The sequence below is a fragment of the Amycolatopsis sp. SB7-3 genome, from assembly GCF_041021335.1.
GTDB lineage: Bacteria > Actinomycetota > Actinomycetes > Mycobacteriales > Pseudonocardiaceae > Amycolatopsis > Amycolatopsis japonica.
In genome coordinates this window covers 1,409,545-1,427,925 of record NZ_JBFPJQ010000002.1, presented here as the reverse complement: position 1 = coordinate 1,427,925, position 18,381 = coordinate 1,409,545, and the positions used below count along the sequence as shown (strand labels likewise).

The window sequence follows — 18,381 nt, the reverse complement described above, 5'->3', positions numbered from 1 at the left end:
TTCAGGACAGGGTCCTGACCAGGGTCGAGAACCCCAACAGGTTCTCCCCGGTCAGGGCCCTGTCTCTTTTCATGTCCAGGCACGGACTAGAATGGTCCGTTGGCCCGCCTCGTGGTGGGCGTATGTCGAAACTTTTCAATAGTGGCAGGAGGCCAGGTGTCCGAGTTCGGTCGACGTGACTCAGATGATGGCGCGTCCGGCCGGTCGGGTCGCCGGGACGACAGTCCCCGCGGAGGCCGGTCTGACGCGCAGCGAGGTGACCGGCGCGGTTCCGCCGGCGGCAGGCAGGACCGGGGCGGCCGCGACGGCGGCTACCAGGGCCGCCCTCGTCGTGACGACCGCGGTGCCCGCGGTTCCGGCAGCTACCCCGCGCGCAGCGGCGACGGCTCCCGCGACCAGCGCTCCGGCGGCCGGTTCGGCGGCCAGGGCCGCGACGACAACCGCTCGCGCTACAACAACGACGACCGTCGTGGCCCCGGTGGCGGCGACCGTCGTGACGACCGGTCGGGTGGCCGGGACAACCGTGGCGGCTACCGCGGCGGTGACAACCGTGGCGGCTACCGCTCGGACAGCCGTGGTGGCAGTGACCGCGGTGGCTACCGATCCGACAGCCGGGACAACCGCGACAGCCGGGACAACCGCGGCGGCGACCGTGGTGGGTACCGGGGCGGCAGCGACCGCGGCGGGTACCGCTCGGACAACCGGGGCGGCGACGATCGCGGCGGCTACCGGTCCGACAACCGGGGTGGCGACCGCGGCGGGTACCGCTCGTCCGACAGCCGTCCCGAGCGTCGCTACGACAACCGTTCGGACAGCCGCTCGGACAACCGTTCCGAGGGCCGCTACGAGAAGCGCTCCGACAGCCGCCCGGCCCGTTCCGGCTACGGCTCGGACAACCGCGGCCGGTCCGACGACCGCCCCTCCGGCAACCGCTACGAAGGACGCCCCCAGGGCAAGTCCTACGGCGACCGCGACAGCCGTGGCAACCGCGACAATCGTGGCGGCGACGACCGGCGTCCGTCCTACCGCGACCGTGACGATCGCGGCGGTGCCCGTTCCGGCGGGTACAACGGCGACCGGCGCGGCTCGGGCTCGTCCTCGGGCGACCGTCGTCCCAGCGGTGGTGGCTACGAGCGCAAGTCCTACGGCGACCGCGACAACCGCGGAGACCGTCGCCCTTCCGGCGACCGTCCGGAGAAGCGGTACGACGACCGGCGCGGCGACCGTCCCCAGCGTGACCGTTCCGAGGGCCGCAAGGACTTCCGCTCCTCGCCGCGCACCGACGACAGGCCGGTCGACGACGAGACCTTGGCGCGTGAGCTGCTCGAGGCTCCGGAACTGCCCGAGGGCATCGAGTTCTCCGATCTCGACGAAGACGTCCGCCGGGAGCTCCGCACTCTGCCCAAGGCGCTCGCGGAAACCGTCGGCAAGCACCTGGTCGCCGCCGGCGGCCTCGTCGACGAAGACCCCGAAGCCGCCATGGAGCACGCCAAGTACGCGAAGGCCAAGGCGTCGCGGGTCCCGATCGTCCGTGAGGCGCTCGGCCTGGTCGCCTACCACGCGGGCAACTGGTCCGAGGCGCTGTCGGAGCTGCGGGCCGTCCGCCGGATGACCCGGACCGACGACCACATCGCGATCATCGCCGACGCCGAGCGCGCCATCGGCCGCCCGGAGCGGGCGCTCGACCTCGCGAAGGAGGTCGACAAGGAGCGTCTGTCCAAGGCGACCCAGATCGAGCTCGCGATCGTCGCCGCGGGTGCCCGGCGCGACCTCGGTCAGCTGGACGCGGCCGTCGTCTCCCTGCAGAGCGACGACCTCAAGGCGGAGAAGCGCGACCCGTGGAGCGCCCGGCTGTTCTACGCCTACGCCGACAACCTCGCCGCGGCCGACCGCAAGGACGAGGCGATCCGCTGGTTCCTGAACGCGGCGGAGGCCGACGAGGAGGACGAGACCGACGCCGCCGAGCGCGCCGCGGAGCTCACGAATGGCTGACGCCCTGTCGGCTGGGTACGACGCGGTCCTGTTCGACCTCGACGGCACGGTCTACCACGGCAGCAAGGTGGTCCCGGGCGCGCCGGAAGCGCTTCGGGCGCTCCGGGACCACGGCACGGCCGTCCGGTGGGTGACCAACAACGCCTCCAAGGCGCCCGCGGAGGTCTCCGCGCACCTGGAGGCACTCGGACTGCCCGCCACTCCCGAAGAGGTCCACACGAGCTCTCAGGCCGCCGCCGCCCTGCTGGGTGAGCGACTGCCTCAGGGTGCGGTGGTCCTCGTCGTGGGCACGGACTCGCTGGCCGCCCAGGTCGAGTCCGTCGGCTTCGAGACGGTCCGGGAAGCCGGTCCGGACGTGGCCGCCGTGGTCCAGGGGCATTCCCCGGAGAACACTTGGGCCGCTCTCGCGGAGGCGTGCCTCGCCATCCGCGCGGGCGCGCTCTGGGTGGCGACCAACGTCGACGCGACCCTGCCGAGCGAACGCGGTCTGCTGCCGGGCAACGGGTCGATGGTGGCCGCGTTGCGCCATGCCACCGGCGCCGAACCGCTGGTGGCGGGCAAACCGGCACCGGGACTGTTCACGACGGCGGCACGGGACGCGGGCGCGGAACGTGCCCTCGTCGTTGGCGACCGGCTGGACACGGACATCGAGGGCGCGGTCGCGGCCGGGATCGACGCGCTCTGCGTCCTGACCGGCGTCGCCGACGCGGCGTCCCTGATCGCGGCGAGGCCCGAGGAGCGTCCGCGCTACCTCGCGGCGGACCTGTCCGGGCTGAGCAGCCGGGCGGAACTGCTCGAGATCGGGCCCAAGGACGGCTGGCGTGTCACCGCACAGGGTGACGTGCTCGAAGCCGATGGTGAAGGCGACTCCCTCGACCTGTTGCGCGCGCTGTGCGCGGCGGCCTGGGAGTCGGGGATCACCGAGGTCCGTGGTGTGGGCGACACCGCCCGCGCCGCGCTCGGCGAGCTGCGCCTCGGCTGACCAGCGCTGCTAACTTGGTGGGGTGCAAGACCACTTCCACCCCGTTCCGCGACCCCCGGTTCCCGGCCCGCCGCCGGTGCCGGGACCGCCGCCGGACCAGTTCGCGCAGCAGGACACGGATCCCCGGGCCGGGATCGACGAAGCCGTGGCGGGTCTCGACGACCTCGCGGCGCTTCCGCTTTCGGAGCACGTCGACCGTTTCGAGGCCGTGCACACCGAGCTGACGGTGGCGCTGTCCACCATCGACAAGGTCTGACCGCGTGCCCAAACGCGCCCGCCTGGACGCGGAGCTCGTCCGGCGGGGTCTCGCCCGGTCCCGGGAGCAGGCGTCGGCGCTGATCGCCGAGGGCAAGGTCACCGTGCGCGGGATGGTGGCCACCAAACCCGCGACCGGGGTCGAGTCCGGCGCGCCGATCGTGGTGCGCGACAACGACGACCCCGGCTGGGCCTCCCGCGGCGCGCACAAACTGCTCGGCGCGCTCGAAGCCTTCACCCCGCAAGGTCTTTCCACCGAAGGAAAGCGCTGCCTCGACGCGGGCGCGTCGACCGGTGGCTTCACCGACGTCCTGCTGCGCAACGGCGCCGCCACGGTGATCGCGGCCGACGTCGGCCGCGGCCTGCTGGACTGGCGGCTGCGCACCGACGACCGCGTGGTCGTCCTCGACAAGACGAACGTCCGCAACCTGACCCCGGAGGACCTCGGCGGGCAGGTCGACCTCGTGGTCGGGGACCTCTCGTTCATCTCACTCAAACTCGTGTTGCCCGCGCTGGCCGCCTGCGCGCGGGACGGCGCGGACCTGGTGCCGATGGTGAAACCGCAGTTCGAGGTCGGCAAGGACCGGCTCGGCAGCGGCGGCGTCGTCCGTGACCCGGAGCTGCGGGCCGAATCCGTGCTCGGCGTGCTCGCCGAGGCCGAGAAGCTGGACCTGAGCCTGCGCGGCGTCGTCGCGAGCCCGCTTCCCGGGCCGTCGGGGAACGTCGAATACTTCGTCTGGCTTACCCGCGGGGCGGGGGAGACCGCCGGCACCGACGCCGAGCGGCTCGTCCGGACCGCAGTCCTGGAGGGACCCCAATGAGCGATCGCGAGGTGCTGCTCGTCGTGCACCCGGACCGGGACGCGACCCGGGACGCGGCACGCGAGGTGTCGGCCCGGTTCGCCAAGGCCGGTGTGCGGCTGCGGGTACTCGACGAGGACGTCCGCGAGATGCTGGAGGCGGACGGCGGGATCGGCGCGCCCTGCACGGTCATGGCGCCGGAACAGGATCCGGCCGCCGGCACCGAGCTGGTGTTCGTGCTCGGCGGGGACGGCACGCTGCTGCGGGCCGCGGAACTGGCCAGGCCGAACGGCGTCCCGGTGCTCGGCGTGAACCTCGGCCGCGTCGGTTTCCTGGCCGAGGCCGATTCGGACAAGCTCGCCGACACCGTCCAGCGGGCGGTCGACGGCGACTACCAGGTCGAAGAGCGGATGACCGTCGACGTCGTCGTCACCGTCGACGGTGAAGAGACCGTCAACACGTGGGCGCTCAACGAGGCCAGCGTCGAGAAGAGCTCGCGTGAGCGGGTGCTGGACGCGCTCATCGAGGTCGACGGAAGGCCCGTGTCCTCCTTCGGCTGCGACGGCGTCCTGTGCGCCACTCCGACCGGCTCGACGGCGTACGCGTTCTCCGCGGGCGGGCCGATCATCTGGCCGGACGTCCAGGCCCTGCTGGTGGTCCCGAGCAACGCGCACGCGATGTTCTCGCGGCCGCTGGTCGTCTCGCGGGACTCGGAGATCACCGTCGCCATCGATCCCGACGGTTCGCCCGCGGTCCTGACCTGCGACGGATCGCGGACCTTCGATCTTCCCGCCGGCGCGGCCGTGCGGGTCACCTGCGGCCGGGTGCCGGTGCGGTTGATCCGGTTGTGGGAAGGCCCGTTCACCGACCGGCTGGTGCACAAGTTCTCGTTGCCGATCAAGGGCTGGCGGGAGCGACACGCCCGCTGACGGATGTCATGAAAGGGCCGTTCAGGACAATTTCTGTCTTGAACGGCCCTTTCATGACGTGCCGGGTGCGGGAATGGTCGGGGTGGGCCGCTACGGTGGGCGTCGTGCTGGCCGAGATGCGCATCCAGGGCCTCGGAGTCATCGAGGACGCCCTGCTGGAACTGCACGCGGGCTTCACCGTGGTCACCGGTGAGACGGGTGCGGGCAAGACGATGGTCGTCAGCGGGTTGCACCTGCTCTCCGGCGGCCGAGCCGAAGTGTCCAAGGTGCGGACGGGAATGCTGAAGGCCTTCGTGGAAGGCCGATTCGAGCTGGGCGGTGCCGAGGGCGCCACCCGGATCGTCACCGACGCCGGGGCGGAGGTCGACGAGGACGGCAGCGTCATCGCGCTGCGCGCGGTCTCGGTCGACGGCCGGTCCCGTGCCCACCTCGGCGGCCGTTCGGTGCCGGTCGGTGTGCTGGCCGACCTGTCCGAGCAGCTGATCGCCGTCCACGGGCAGAACGATCAGCTGCGGCTGCTGCGGCCCGCCGAGCAGCGCGCGGTGATCGACCGGTTCGCAGGTGAGGCCGTCACCGAGCCGCTCGAGCAGTACCGCGCGGTCCGGGACGAATGGCTCGCCGTCGTCGCCGAACTGACCGAGCGCTCCACCCGCTCCCGCGAGATGGCCCAGCAGGCCGACCTGTTGCGCCACGGGCTCGCCGAGATCGACGCCGTCGCGCCGGAACCCGGCGAGGACACCGAGCTCACCGAGCAGATCAAGCGGCTCGCCGCGGTCGACGAACTGCGGTCCGCGGCGAGTGCCGCGCAGGCCGCCGTCTCGGGTTCGCCCGACGGCGACCCGGACGCGCCCGGCGCGGTCGGGCTGATCGGTGAGGCGAGCCGCCACCTGACCGGTTCCGAGGACGCCGTCCTGCGTGAGCTCGGTCCCCGGCTGGACGAGGCCTCGGTGCTGTTGTCCGAAGTGGGCGCCGAGCTGGGCAGCTATCTCGAAACGCTCGACGCCGATCCCGCGTTGCTGGAGAAGGTGCTGGCGCGCCAGGCCGATCTGAAGCGGCTCACCCGCAAATACGCGGCGGACGTGGACGGTGTGCTCGCCTGGGCCGACGACGCCCGTCGCCGGATGTCCACGATGGACACCTCCGAGGAGGCGCTGGCCGAACTGGCCAAGCGCCGCGACGAACTCGCCGTCACGCTGGCCGAACACGCCCTCACGCTGTCGGAGGCGCGGGTCGAGGCCGCCGCCGAGCTCGCCGAGGCGATCACCGCCGAGATGTCCGGGCTCGCCATGGGACAGGCCGAGATCGAGATCACCGTCGAGCGGCGCACCGTCGACGAGAGCGACGCGCACGCCGTGAAGGTCGGCGGCAGGCTCGTGCACGCCGGGCCCGACGGCGTCGACGACGTCGAGTTGCTGCTGCGGGCGCACAACGGTGCCCCGCCGCTCCCGGTGCACAAGGCCGCTTCCGGCGGTGAGCTTTCCCGCGTGATGCTGGCGATCGAGGTCGTCCTCGCCCACGCGGACACCGTGCAGACACTGGTGTTCGACGAGGTCGACGCCGGTGTCGGCGGCCGCGCGGCGGTCGAGATCGGCAGGCGGCTCGCGCGGCTGGCGCGCAGTCACCAGGTCCTGGTGGTCACGCACCTGCCGCAGGTGGCCGCGTTCGCCGATCAGCATCTGGTGGTGGACAAGGGGACCAGCGGCGGGGTGACCCGCAGCGGGGTGCGCGTGCTCGAACAGTCGGAGCGCGTCGTCGAGCTCGCGCGCATGCTCGCCGGGATGGAGAGCACCGAAACCGGCCGGGCGCACGCGGAAGAACTGCTCGCCGTCGCCGAGGCCGACAAGAGCGCGCCGGACAAGCCCAAAGCCCGTCGCGGCGGGAAGCGGAAGAAGGCGAAGTAGTGCCTGTCGCGACCGGGTAGCCCGATCCGGTGTGGGTTAATCGGCGTGTTTCCATCGGCGTGGCGGACACGGAAGCCCGCGCGGATTTGTCACTATCGGTCGCATGAAGCTCACCGGCTTGCTCTCGCGTAACCAAGAGACCCTCCCCGGGATCACCGGCGTCGCCAGGGTCGACAGGCGTACGCGTGAGCTGCTCCGCCGGCTGAGCCCTGGCGACATCGTCGTCCTCGACCAGCTCGACCTCGACCGGTCGACGGCCGATGCCTTGGTGGAGGCCGAAGTCGCGGCGGTGGTGAACGCTTCGCCGTCGATCTCCGGCCGGTTCCCCAACCTGGGCCCGGAGATCCTGCTCGAAGCCGGGATCCCGCTGGTCGATTCGGTCGGCGGCGAACTGCTGCGCAAGGTCAAGGACGGCACGAAACTCCGCCTGCACGAGGGCGTCGTCTACATCGGAGAGCGGCAGCTCGGCTCGGGTGTCCAGCAGACGCGGGAAAGCGTCGCGGACCAGATGATCGAGGCCAAGGCCGGGATGTCCACTCAGCTCGAGGCGTTCTCCGCGAACACGATCGAATTCCTCCGCCGGGAACGCAGTCTCATCCTCGACGGCGTCGGCGTCCCGGAGATCCGTGTCCCGCTGCGGGATCGGCACGCCTTGGTGGTCGCGGGCGGCAACGGGCACGCCGAAGACCTCAAGAAGCTGAAGAAGTACATCTCCGAACACCGGCCGGTGCTGATCGGGGTCGACGCCGGGGCGGACACCTTGCGCGCGCAGGGTTATCAGCCGGACGTCATCGTCGGCGACCCGCACGGCATCGGCGCCGAGACGTTGCGCAGCGGTGGCGAGGTCGTGGTCCCGGCGCAGCCGGACGGGCACGCGCCGGGGGTCGAGCGCATCCAGGACCTCGGGATCGGCGCGGTCACCTTCCCCGCGACGGGCAACGCCGAGGATCTGGCGCTGCTGCTGGCCGACGCGCACGAGGCGAGCCTGGTGGTCACCGTCGGATTCCAGGCGACACTGCGGGAATTCCTCGACCACGGCCGGTCCGGGTCGAACCCGTCGACGTTCCTCACCAGGCTCAAGCTCGGCACGAAACTGGTCGACGGCAAGGCGGTCGCGACCCTGCACCGCAGCCGGGTGTCCATCGGCGCCATCGTCCTGCTGGTCGTCGCGACCTTGGTGGCCGTCGCGGCCGCGCTGCTGGTGTCCGACGTGGGTTCGGTGTACCTCGACTGGATCCGCGACACCTGGAACTCGTTCATCGCCTGGGGCAAGGGACTCTTCACGTGATTTCACTGCGGTACCACATCGTTTCCATCGCCGCCTGCTTCCTGGCGCTCGCCATCGGCGTGGTGCTCGGGTCGACGGCGCTGAACGGTTCCCTGCTTTCGGGTCTCGCCAGCCAGAAGGAGGATCTGGGTTCCCAGGTCGCGGATCTGGAGGCACAGCGCAATTCGCTCAACGCCAGGCTCGGCGACGCGGACGCGTTCGCCGGTGCGATGGGGCCGAAGGTCGTCGCGGGTCAGTTGGACAAGCGTTCGGTGGTGCTGGTGACCACCGAGGACGCGAAGCCCGCGGACCGCGACGCGCTCAAGCAGCTCGTCGGTCAGGCCGGTGCCTCGGTCACCGGTGAGATCCAGCTGACCGAGGCGTTCTCCGACCCGATGCGGTCGGATCAGCTGCGTGACGTCGTGTCGCGTCTGCAGCCGGCCGGTGTCCAGTTCCCGACCGCGGGCGACCCGGGCACCCTCGCGGGCGCGCTGATCGGCTCCGTGGCGTTGCTGAACAAGGACAACGCGCAGCCGCAGTCCACCCCGGTGGAGCTGGCGGCCGCGCTCGGCGGGCTCACCGACGGCGGTTTCCTCAAGACCGGCGGGGACGTGAAGCCCGCGCAGCTCGCGATCGTGCTCACCGGTTCCAAGTACACCGGCGACGGCGCCGGTGACCGTGCCTCGACCGTCGCGCGGTTCGCCGCGCAGCTCGACCGTTCCGGTGCGGGCACCGTCCTGGCGGGCGACGCGGGATCCGCCGACGGCACCGGCGCGATCGGCGTCGTCCGCGCCGACACCTCGTCGACGTCCATCCTGTCCACTGTGGACAACGCGGAGACCGCGGCGGGCCGGGTCACCACGATCATGGCGCTGCGGGAGCAGCTCGAAGGCGGCGCCGGGCGCTACGGCATCGCGGGCAACGCCCAGGCCCCCGCCCCCGGGATCGCCGCCGCCGGCAACTGACCCCCTTCCGCATTTAGTCCTCTGGATGCGGTACTTGCGTGTGCAAGGACCGCATCCAGAGGACTAAATGCGGGGCCAGAGGCGGGTTTTCGGGAGTGGGCGGGCGTAGGAACCGGCCCGGCTGGTCTTGAGGTTCAGGGCCACAAGGGATTCGGCGAGGCGGACGGCGGCGGCGACGCCGTCGATCACCGGGATGTCCAGCATCGCCGAGATACGGCGATCGAGGCCGGTCATCCCGGCGCAGCCGAGGACGAGGACCTCCGCGCCCGCGTCCCTGGCGCGCCGTCCGGCGGTCAGCAGGGCCGATTCCGTCCGGCGCTCGTCGGTCAGTTCGAGGACGCCGAGCCCCGCACCGAGGACGCCGACACAGTTCTGCGCGACGCCCGCGGCGTGCAGGCTGTCCTCGATGAGCCCGCACGTCCGGTCCAATGTGGTCACGACGCCGTAGCGTCTTCCCAGCAGACAGGCCAGATGCGCGGCGGCCTCGGTGATGTCGACGACCGGGACGTCGAGCAGTTCCCTGGCGCCTTCCCGTCCGTGCTCGCCGAAACCGGCCATCACGAGCGCGTCGAAGGGCTCGTCCAGCCCGTTGAGAAGGTCGAGGACGGCCGCGGCGCTCAGGAAGCTGTCCAGCCAGCCCTCGGCGGATTCCGGACCCCACAGCGGTGTTCTGGCCAGGATCTCGGTGCCGGGACTCGCGGCGGCGCGGGCGCCCGACTCGATCTCCTTGGTCATCGCCTCGGTGGTGTTGCAGTTGGTGACCAGGATCCGCATCACGCGACCCGCTGCTTGCGTGACACCACGAAATAGAGCGCCGCGGCGGAAGCGGTGCCGATGAACCACGAGTACGGCGCGGCGGGGGCGAAGAACGGCACCAGCGCGATGATCGCGGACAGCGCCGCCGTGGGCAGGAAGGTGACCATCGCCCGCGGGTTGAACCCGCGTTTGTAGTGGTACGGCGAATCGGGTCCGGCCACGAACAGTTTGTCGACGTCGATCCGGCCGCGTTTCACCAGGTAGTAGTCCACGATCATGATGCCGAACAGCGGGCCGAGGAAGGCCCCGAGGCCGCCGAGGAAGTAGTTGACCACCGCGGGCGAGGAGTACAGCTTCCACGGCAGCACGCACAACGCCGCGACCGCGCTGATCATCCCGCCGACGGTGAAGGTGATCCGTTTCGGCCAGATGTTGGCCAGGTCGTAGGCGGGGGAGACGAAGTTCGCGACGATGTTCACGCCCATGGTGGCGATCGCGAAGGTCAGCGCGCCGATGATCAGCACAGGCGTGTTGTCGATGCGGGCCAGCAGTTCGGCGGGGTCGGTGATGGCCTCACCGAACACCTGGAGACTGCCCGCCGTGACCAGTACGGACAGCAGCGCGAACGCCGTCGAGTTGATCGGCAGACCCCAGAAGTTGCCGCGCCGCACCGTTTTCTGGTTCGGGGCGAACCGGGAGAAGTCGCAGAAGTTGAGCATCAGGGTGCCGTAGATGGACAGGATCAGGCCCACGGCGCCGAACCATTGCCGTACTTGCTCCCCTGTGGACAGTGCCTTCGGATTGCTGGTCAACGAGATGTTCCAGTCGGCGGCGGCCAGCACCCATACGGCGAGCGCGATCATCACCACCCAGATACCCGGACCGCACCAGTCCTGGAACTTGCGCACGGCCTCCATGCCGCGGGTGAGCACGAGCGCCTGCGCGAGCCACAGCGCGATGAAGCAGATCCAGCCGAGCGCGTGCAGACCGAGGAAACCGACCTCTGTCAACGGTTTCAGTCCCGGATCGATCGCGAGCACGAGCAGTGTGATGGCCACGGAAGCGAGATAGGTCTGGATGCCGTACCAGAAGATCGCGATGATCGCGCGGATCAGCGCGGGCAGGTTCGCGCCGAAGGTCCCGAAGCTGATGCGGGCGACGACGGGGAAGGGGACGCCCGTCTTCTGACCGATCCGGCCCATCAGGTTCATGCCGAAGTAGATGAGCACGAAACCGGTCAGCAGGGCGGTGAACACCTGCCACGCCGAAAGCCCGAGGACGAACAGGCCCGCCGCGAAGGTGTAGTTGCCGAGGTTGTGCACGTCCGACATCCACAGCGCGAAGATGTCGTAGACCTTCCAGCGGCGTTCTTTCGCCGGCGCGAGATCTTCGTTCCAGAGCCGGGGATCGGTGTTCTCGGTGGTAGGCGCTTCGGACCGGGTTGCTGGGGCGGCGGTCATGCGGGCCTCCGATCGACGGGGAGTCCGGTCGATTTGGTATCCCAAAATTTGGCATCCCAAATATCACCCCGCGGTGGCCCGTCGTCAAGGTTTCTGCCGATAAACTCGGGTTACGAGCTGTTACGGCGGTGTTGAAGAGGGGGTCAGGTGGCCGAGGAAGGACAGCGTCAGCCGCTGGCCGCGACCCGGCAGCGGGTCCGCGACGAGCTGCGTGAACGTATCCTCGCCGGACGGCTGAAGCCGGGGGACAGGCTGGTCGAACGCGAACTCGCCGAGGATCTCGGCGTCTCACGCGTGCCGGTGCGCGAAGCCATCCGCAGCCTGGAGGCCGAAGGATTCCTCGCCGTCCAGTCGCCCCGCCGGATCGTCGTGCGCCAGCTGGCCAGAGCCGACGTCGAAGAGCTCTTCGACGTCCGTGAGGCGCTCGAAGGGCTCGCAGCCGGTCTGGCCGCCGAACGGGCGGGCAAGGCCGAGCTTCGCGCGCTCGAACGGCTGCTCACCGACGCCGCCCGCGCGACCGAGAGCGGCGACCCGGCCCGGATCACCCAGCTCAACACCCGCTTCCACGACCAGATCGTCGCTCTCGCGGGCAACGGCCTGCTGCACGAGATCCTCCGTCCGCTCGAGGGCAGGCTGCGCTGGCTGACCAGCCAGAACGAGCATTGGGGCGAACTGCTCGACGAGCACCGCCGCCTCTACGACGCGATCGCTTCGGGTGACGCCGACCGCGCCCGGGCCCATGCCGTCGAGCATGTGCGGGTCAACCGCGAAGTGACGTTGAAGACGCTGTTCCCCGAGGACGACGGAGAACGCTCCGCGGGCTGAAACGGACATGTCAGACTCGCGGACATGATCACCGACGAACAACGGGCCGCCCGCACCGCGCGGGCGGTGGCCGCCGCGGTCTCCGCGGGACGCGACCTGGGTATCACCGTCACCGAACCCGAGGTCCTGTACGACGTTTTCTCCGTCATCGTGCGGCTGGCGCCTTCGCCGGTCGTCGTGCGGGTGCCGACCGTTCTGCCGCGCACGACGACACCGGAGACACAGCTGACCGATCAGCGGCGCGAACTCGCCGTCGCCACCTGGCTTGGCGAGAAGGGGCTTCCGGTCGTCAAGCCGAGCCCGCTGGTACCGGCGGAACCGGTTCAGCGCGACGGTTTCTCGATGACCTTCTGGGAGCTGATCGAGTTCGTCGAGGACGCGAACCTCGCCGTGGAGTACTCGGCCAAGCTCGTCGCGAAGCTGCACGCCACGCTCCGCGACTACCCCGGCGAGCTGGCGTTCCTGAACGGCCTCGACCCGTTCATCCCCGACGGTCTCGCCCAGCTCGAAAGCAGGCCGGACCTGCTCGACGCGGGCGACCTCGACCGCGCCCGCCGCGAATGGGAGGTCCTCCGGCCGCTGCTGGAGTCGGAGGAGGCCTTCACCAAGGCGTTCCCGAACGCCACCGTGCAGCCGGTGCACGGTGACGCGCCGGGCTACAACCTGATCGTCACCACCGAAGGCGAGCTGTACTCCGACTTCGAACTGGTCAACCGCGGCCCGATCGAACGCGATCTCGCCTTCAACGGCCCCGAAGGCATCGCGGCCTACAACGCCGCCGCCGAGGAACTGGGCCTGCGCGAGGTCGACGAAACCGTGCTGAAGACGATCGAGGCCGCGGGACGGCTGCAGATGGTCGCGTGCCTCTCGATGGCGCCCGAGCTGCCGATGCTCGTGGAAGGAATGAAGCCGATGATCGATCTGTGGCGCGCTTCGCCGTTCGAGGGTTAGCCGAGCATCGAGGTCCAGGCCTCGGCGAATCCGGGGAAGGTCTTCCCGACCGTCCCCGGATTCTCCACCTCGACGCCCTCGACCTTCAGCCCGAGCACCGCGGCCGCCATCACCAGCCGGTGATCGTCGTAGGTGTGGAACTTCCCGCCGTGCAGCGGCGCCGGCGTGATCCGCAGGCCGTCCTCGGTCTCGCGCACGTCGGCGCCGAGCGACGACAGTTCGGTGGCGAGCGCGGTCAGCCGGTCGGTCTCGTGGCCGCGCAGATGCGCCACCCCGGAGATGACCGACGGCCCTTCGGCGAGGCACAGCAGCGCCGCGATCACCGGCGTCAGCTCGCCGACGTCGTGCAGATCCAGTTCGACGCCGGGGATCGTGCCGCCGCCGGTGACCGTCAGGCCGCCCGCGTCGAGCTCGGCGGTGGCGCCCAGAACGGGCGCCAGGCTCCGCAGCCAGTCCCCGGGCTGGGTCGTCCGCTGCGGCCAGCCCGCGATCCGCACCGTGCCGCCGGTCGCGATCGCGGCGGCGACGAACGGCGCCGCCGTCGAGAGGTCCGGCTCGACGATGTACTCGGGGCAGGAGAGCCGTGTCGGCGCGACGTGGAACTCGGTGCCCTCACGGTCCACGGTGGCCCCGAAGCGGCGCAGCATCTCGACCGTCATCGCGATATGCGGTTCGCTCGGCACCTGGCCGCCCACCAGGCGCACGGTGACACCCTGCTGGAACGACGGCCCGGCGAGCAGCAGCGCGGACAGGAACTGGCTCGACGCCGAGGAGTCCAGATCGACCCGGCCGCCCCGCAGACCGCCTTCGCCGTGCACGGTGAAGGGCGGCGCCTCGCGGCGGTCGTCGTCGATACGGGCGCCGAGGTCGCGCAGCGCCTTCAGCAGCGGCCCGATCGGACGGCGGCGGATGGCCTCGTCGCCGTCGAACAGCGCCGGGCCGGTGCCCAGCGCGGCGAGCGCGGGGGTGAACCGGGCGACCGTGCCCGCGTTGCCGAGTTCCACCCGGACGGTCTCGTCGGGGTGGACGCGGCCGGGGCCGAGCGGGTGCACGAGGTAGCCGCCGATGCTGCCCTGCGAGTGGGCGCCGAGGGCGTAGATGGCGCCGAGCATGAGGCGCGCGTCCCGGGAGTCGAGCGGGGTCCGCACCCGCGTCGGCGCGCTGGCGAGCGCGGCGAGGACGTAGGCCCGGTTGGTGATCGACTTCGAACCGGGGACGCGGATGTCCGCGTCGAGCGGGCCTTCCGCGACCGGTGCGGTCCAGGTGTCGTGCGCGTCTGTCACGCCGCGAGGGTAGCGGTTTTCCACTCCATCGGACGCTTGCGGCGTGGCCGATGAGCGCTACGGCGGGCGTGCGATAAGGTGGAAGCCCGTGGGACTTCAGTCGCGGGCTACCAAGTATGTCTTTGTCACCGGAGGCGTTGCCTCCTCTCTGGGTAAGGGACTCACGGCTTCCAGCCTGGGTCAGCTCCTTACCGCACGTGGGCTCCGGGTCACGATGCAGAAGCTGGATCCGTACCTCAACGTCGATCCGGGCACGATGAACCCGTTCCAGCACGGTGAGGTGTTCGTCACCGACGACGGCGCCGAAACCGATCTGGACATCGGGCACTACGAGCGTTTTCTCGACCGGGCTCTCGACGGCAAGGCGAACGTCACCACCGGGCAGGTGTACTCCGAGGTCATCGCCAAGGAGCGCCGCGGTGAGTACCTCGGCGACACCGTGCAGGTCATCCCGCACATCACCGACGAGATCAAGGCGAGGATCACCGCCGCGGCGGGTGCCGACGAGGACGGGAACAGCCCGGACGTCGTGATCACCGAGGTCGGCGGCACCGTGGGCGACATCGAGTCGCTGCCGTTCCTGGAGGCCTGCCGTCAGGTCCGCCACGACGTCGGCCGCGACCAGTGCTTCTTCCTCCACGTCTCGCTGGTCCCGTACCTCGCCCCGTCGGGCGAGCTCAAGACCAAGCCGACCCAGCACTCGGTCGCCGCGCTGCGCAACATCGGTATCCAGCCCGACGCGCTCGTCTGCCGCGCCGACCGCGAGCTGCCGGAGGACCTCAAGCGCAAGATCGGCCTGATGTGCGACGTCGACACCGAGGCCGTCATCGCCTGCCCCGACGCGCCGTCGATCTACGACATCCCGAAGGTGCTGCACCGTGAAGCGCTCGACGCCTACGTGGTGCGCCGTCTCGGGCTGCCGTTCCGCGACGTCGACTGGACCGTGTGGGGCGACCTGCTCGACCGCGTGCACAACCCGTCGGAGACGGTGCGGGTCGCGGTCGTCGGCAAGTACATCGACCTGCCGGACGCGTACCTGTCGGTGACCGAGGCGCTGCGCGCGGGCGGGTTCGCCCACCGCGCCAAGGTCCAGATCGCCTGGGTCCCCTCGGACTCCTGCGAGACCCCGGCCGGTGCCGCGGCCGCGCTGTCCGATGTGGACGGTGTGCTGATCCCGGGTGGGTTCGGCATCCGCGGTATCGAGGGCAAGGTCGGCGCCATCGCCTACGCCCGCACCCACGGGCTGCCGCTGCTGGGCCTGTGCCTCGGCCTGCAGTGCATGGTGATCGACGCGGCGCGGAACTTGGCCGGGATCAAGGACGCGAACTCGGCCGAGTTCGAGGACGGACCGAACCCGGTCATCTCCACGATGGCCGACCAGCGCGACGTCGTCGCGGGTGAGCGCGACATGGGCGGCACGATGCGTCTGGGCGCCTACGTCGCGAAGCTCAAGCCGGGGTCGCAGGTCGCGAAGGCGTACGGCAGCACCGAGGTCTCCGAGCGGCACCGCCACCGCTACGAGGTCAACAACGCCTACCGCAAGCGCCTTTCCGACGCCGGTCTGGTGTTCTCGGGCACCTCGCCCGACGACCACCTGGTCGAGTTCGTGGAGCTGCCCGCCGACAAGCACCCGTTCTTCGTCGGCACCCAGGCGCACCCGGAGCTCAAGAGCCGTCCGACCCGGCCGCACCCGCTGTTCAGCGCGTTCGTGAAGGCCGTCGTGGACCGCAAGGTCGCCGAGCGGCTGCCGGTCGAGCTGCCCGAGGCCCCGCAGACGGTGGCCCGGTGACCGAGCCCGGCAAACACGAGTTCACCGTCGCGTCCACAAGGGACGTCCACATCGGACGCGTCGTGGGGCTGCGGGTCGACGAGGTCGTGATGCCCGGCGGCGGCACCGCCCGCCGTGAGGTCGTCGAGCACCTCGGCGCGGTCGCCGTCGTCGCGCTGGACGCGGACGGCATGGTGACGCTGATCCACCAGTACCGCCACCCGATCGGGCGGCGGCTGTGGGAACTGCCCGCCGGGCTGATCGACAAGGCGGGGGAGGACCCCGTCGGCGCGGCCAAACGCGAACTGGTCGAAGAAGTCGGGCTCAGCGCCGAGCGCTGGGAGACCCTGGTCGACGTCGCGGCGTCGCCCGGCTTCACCGACGAGGTCGTCCGCGTCTACCTCGCCCGTGAACTGTCCGAAGTGGACAGGGAGATGCTCGGCGAGGAGGAGGCCGACCTCGTCATGCGGAAGTTCCCGCTCGCCGAGGCGGTCCGGATGGCGCTGGCGGGTGAGCTGGTGAACGGGGCGACCGTCGGTGGCGTGCTCGCCGCGCACGCGGTGCTTTCGGGGGCGGCTTCGTCGCGGCCTTCGGACGCTCCTTGGGAGGACAGGCCGACGAAGTTCGCTTCGCGCGGTCTCTAGGTCCCTTCGCGCGCTAGGAACGGTCCTTTCCTTGCAAATTTTGCAAGGAAAGGACCGTTCATTGCATTCGGGAGCCGGGGTCAGTCGCGGAGTCGGCGGCCCTGCGCGTCCGTGCCGCCGTTCGCCAGCAGCACGATCCCGTCGACCATCGGCCAGACCACCCCGACGCCGCAGGTGACCAGCACGACCGCCAGCTGGCCGAGGGCGAGGCCGATGTGGCCGGTGTAGAACCGCCCGATCCCGAACGGCAGCACGATCTGCAGCACCCCGGCGGCGATCTTCGACTTCGGCGAGTACGGCAGGACCGCGGCGGGCCGCTGATACACGGGGACGAACGGCGGTGGGTCGAACCGCGGCGCCAGGTACGTCGGGTGCGGCGCGGGCAGGTCCTGAAACAGCGGCCGGAGCTCGCCGAGCGTCACGGCCTCGTACGCGGCGAGGACGCGGCCCTCGTACTCGTCCGGCGTGAGCCTGCCCTGGCTGTAATGGTCGCCGAGCAGCCGCGCGGCCTCTTCGCGCTCGGCCGTGCCGACGCGCATCTCCTCCGGGTCCGGTTGCTGCGACATGCTCCCAAGGTAGCCCGTTTCACACCCGCGGCGCGGTACGCGCGGCGAACCCCCGATCGGGTCGCGAGTGGTCCTAGAGTGTCCGTGTGTCACGGGCCGGCGGTAGCGGAGTCGCCCAGGTGGTCGCCGCGTACCTCGACCATCTGGTGGTCGAGCGCGGAACCGCGAGGAACACCCTCGACAGCTACTCCCGTGACCTGCGCCGGTACACCGCGTACCTCGGCGACGCGGACGTCGAGCGCTTCGCCGACGTCACCTCCGCGCACATCACCTCGTTCGGCGCGGCGCTGCGCGAGGGCGACGAAGAGCATCGCCCGTTGGCCGCGTCCTCGGCGGCCCGCGCGCTGGTCGCGGTGCGGGGGCTGCACAAGTTCGCGCACGCCGACGGCATCACCGAGAACGACCCGGCCCGCGAGGTCCGGCCGCCCGCCGCGGCCAAACGGCTGCCCAAGGCGCTGCCGGTCGGCGACGTGCTGAAACTGCTGGAAACCCCACCGCCCGAGGGCGAACGGCCGCTGCGGGACCGGGCGCTGCTGGAACTGCTCTACTCCACCGGCGCGCGGATCTCCGAGGCCGTCGGACTCGACGTCGACGACATCGACGACGCCGAACGGACCGTGCTGCTCGACGGCAAGGGCGGCAAACAGCGCATCGTGCCGATCGGCCGTCCCGCGCTGGAAGCGGTGCACGCCTATCTCGTTCGCGCGCGGCCCGCCCTCGCCACCCACGGCCGGGGGACGCCGGCGATGTTCCTGAACGCCCGCGGCTCCAGGCTTTCCCGGCAGAGCGCGTGGCAGGTTCTCAAGGACACCGCGGAATCCGCCGGGATCACGGCGGGCGTTTCGCCGCACACGTTGCGCCATTCCTTCGCCACGCATCTGCTCGAAGGCGGCGCCGACGTCCGCGTCGTGCAGGAACTGCTCGGCCACGCTTCCGTGACCACCACCCAGGTGTACACGCTGGTCACGGTCAACACGCTCCGCGAGGTTTACGCGACAGCACATCCCCGCGCGCTCGGCTAGGCGCTGTCCTGCGGC

General features: G+C 70.7%; 17 protein-coding genes. 13 read left to right on the top strand and 4 right to left on the bottom strand.

What is annotated here, in order from left to right; translation table 11 throughout:
* The first annotated feature begins 156 nt into the window (after positions 1-156).
* The 8 genes from AB8M46_RS24615 (at position 157) to AB8M46_RS24580 (ending at position 9,091) form a co-directional block, all read left to right on the top strand.
* A complete protein-coding gene (locus AB8M46_RS24615; RefSeq protein ID WP_394361720.1) occupies positions 157-1,992 on the top strand; it encodes a hypothetical protein in 1,836 nt (611 codons plus the stop codon).
* The gene (locus AB8M46_RS24610; RefSeq protein ID WP_037348113.1) at positions 1,985-2,974 is read left to right on the top strand and encodes an HAD-IIA family hydrolase; all 990 of its coding nucleotides are present in this window, start codon (positions 1,985-1,987) and stop codon (positions 2,972-2,974) included. Before AB8M46_RS24615 ends, AB8M46_RS24610 begins: the two co-directional genes overlap by 8 nt.
* Positions 2,975-3,050: 76 nt before the next feature.
* Positions 3,051-3,230: a hypothetical protein gene (locus tag AB8M46_RS24605; protein WP_038511536.1), complete on the top strand. Its 180-nt coding sequence runs from the start codon at positions 3,051-3,053 to the stop codon at positions 3,228-3,230.
* 4 nt (positions 3,231-3,234) lie between these two features.
* A complete protein-coding gene (locus AB8M46_RS24600; RefSeq protein WP_037348115.1) occupies positions 3,235-4,050 on the top strand; it encodes a TlyA family RNA methyltransferase in 816 nt (271 codons plus the stop codon).
* Complete coding sequence (locus AB8M46_RS24595) at positions 4,047-4,958, top strand: NAD kinase (RefSeq protein WP_037303235.1); 912 nt, start codon at positions 4,047-4,049, stop codon at positions 4,956-4,958. Before AB8M46_RS24600 ends, AB8M46_RS24595 begins: the two co-directional genes overlap by 4 nt.
* 104 nt (positions 4,959-5,062) lie before the next feature.
* Positions 5,063-6,859, top strand: a complete 1,797-nt coding sequence (recN, locus tag AB8M46_RS24590; protein WP_037348283.1) for a DNA repair protein RecN — start codon at positions 5,063-5,065, stop codon at positions 6,857-6,859.
* 103 nt (positions 6,860-6,962) lie between these two features.
* Positions 6,963-8,147 (top strand): putative cytokinetic ring protein SteA, encoded by a 1,185-nt coding sequence (gene steA, locus AB8M46_RS24585; protein ID WP_037348117.1) that lies wholly within the window; start codon positions 6,963-6,965, stop codon positions 8,145-8,147.
* Complete coding sequence (locus tag AB8M46_RS24580; RefSeq protein ID WP_037348119.1) at positions 8,144-9,091, top strand: copper transporter; 948 nt, start codon at positions 8,144-8,146, stop codon at positions 9,089-9,091. Before steA ends, AB8M46_RS24580 begins: the two co-directional genes overlap by 4 nt.
* Positions 9,092-9,154: 63 nt before the next feature.
* Here the strand turns inward: AB8M46_RS24580 and AB8M46_RS24575 are convergent, their stop codons facing one another.
* Both AB8M46_RS24575 and AB8M46_RS24570 read right to left on the bottom strand, forming a co-directional pair.
* Entirely contained in the window at positions 9,155-9,865 is a 711-nt protein-coding gene (locus tag AB8M46_RS24575; RefSeq protein WP_394361719.1) for an aspartate/glutamate racemase family protein, read from the bottom strand.
* The gene (locus tag AB8M46_RS24570) at positions 9,865-11,307 is read right to left on the bottom strand and encodes an NCS1 family nucleobase:cation symporter-1 (RefSeq protein ID WP_394361718.1); all 1,443 of its coding nucleotides are present in this window, start codon (positions 11,305-11,307) and stop codon (positions 9,865-9,867) included. Before AB8M46_RS24570 ends, AB8M46_RS24575 begins: the two co-directional genes overlap by 1 nt.
* A gap of 147 nt (positions 11,308-11,454) precedes the next feature.
* Between AB8M46_RS24570 and AB8M46_RS24565 the strand changes: the two genes are divergently transcribed.
* Both AB8M46_RS24565 and AB8M46_RS24560 read left to right on the top strand, forming a co-directional pair.
* Positions 11,455-12,132: a GntR family transcriptional regulator gene (locus tag AB8M46_RS24565; RefSeq protein WP_394361717.1), complete on the top strand. Its 678-nt coding sequence runs from the start codon at positions 11,455-11,457 to the stop codon at positions 12,130-12,132.
* A 24-nt stretch (positions 12,133-12,156) separates the two neighbouring features.
* Positions 12,157-13,083 carry an aminoglycoside phosphotransferase family protein gene (locus tag AB8M46_RS24560; protein WP_394361716.1) on the top strand — a complete coding sequence of 309 codons (927 nt, stop codon included), beginning with the start codon at positions 12,157-12,159 and terminating at the stop codon, positions 13,081-13,083.
* Here AB8M46_RS24560 and aroA read toward each other — a convergent pair.
* Complete coding sequence (gene aroA / locus AB8M46_RS24555) at positions 13,080-14,366, bottom strand: 3-phosphoshikimate 1-carboxyvinyltransferase (protein WP_037348127.1); 1,287 nt, start codon at positions 14,364-14,366, stop codon at positions 13,080-13,082. The two genes, AB8M46_RS24560 and aroA, sit on opposite strands and share 4 nt — an antisense overlap.
* An 88-nt stretch (positions 14,367-14,454) precedes the next feature.
* Here aroA and AB8M46_RS24550 point away from each other — a divergent pair, with 88 nt between their 5' ends.
* Together AB8M46_RS24550 and AB8M46_RS24545 are read left to right on the top strand one after the other, a co-directional pair.
* Positions 14,455-16,155 (top strand): CTP synthase, encoded by a 1,701-nt coding sequence (locus AB8M46_RS24550; RefSeq protein WP_081976085.1) that lies wholly within the window; start codon positions 14,455-14,457, stop codon positions 16,153-16,155.
* Positions 16,152-16,778, top strand: coding sequence for an NUDIX hydrolase (locus tag AB8M46_RS24545; RefSeq protein ID WP_037348129.1), 627 nt, complete (start codon positions 16,152-16,154; stop codon positions 16,776-16,778). Before AB8M46_RS24550 ends, AB8M46_RS24545 begins: the two co-directional genes overlap by 4 nt.
* A gap of 80 nt (positions 16,779-16,858) precedes the next feature.
* Here the strand turns inward: AB8M46_RS24545 and AB8M46_RS24540 are convergent, their stop codons facing one another.
* Positions 16,859-17,344 carry a DUF1707 domain-containing protein gene (locus AB8M46_RS24540; RefSeq protein WP_037348130.1) on the bottom strand — a complete coding sequence of 162 codons (486 nt, stop codon included), beginning with the start codon at positions 17,342-17,344 and terminating at the stop codon, positions 16,859-16,861.
* Positions 17,345-17,463: 119 nt separating this feature from the next.
* Here AB8M46_RS24540 and xerD point away from each other — a divergent pair, with 119 nt between their 5' ends.
* Positions 17,464-18,366: a site-specific tyrosine recombinase XerD gene (xerD, locus tag AB8M46_RS24535; protein ID WP_037348132.1), complete on the top strand. Its 903-nt coding sequence runs from the start codon at positions 17,464-17,466 to the stop codon at positions 18,364-18,366.
* The last annotated feature ends 15 nt before the right edge of the window (positions 18,367-18,381 follow it).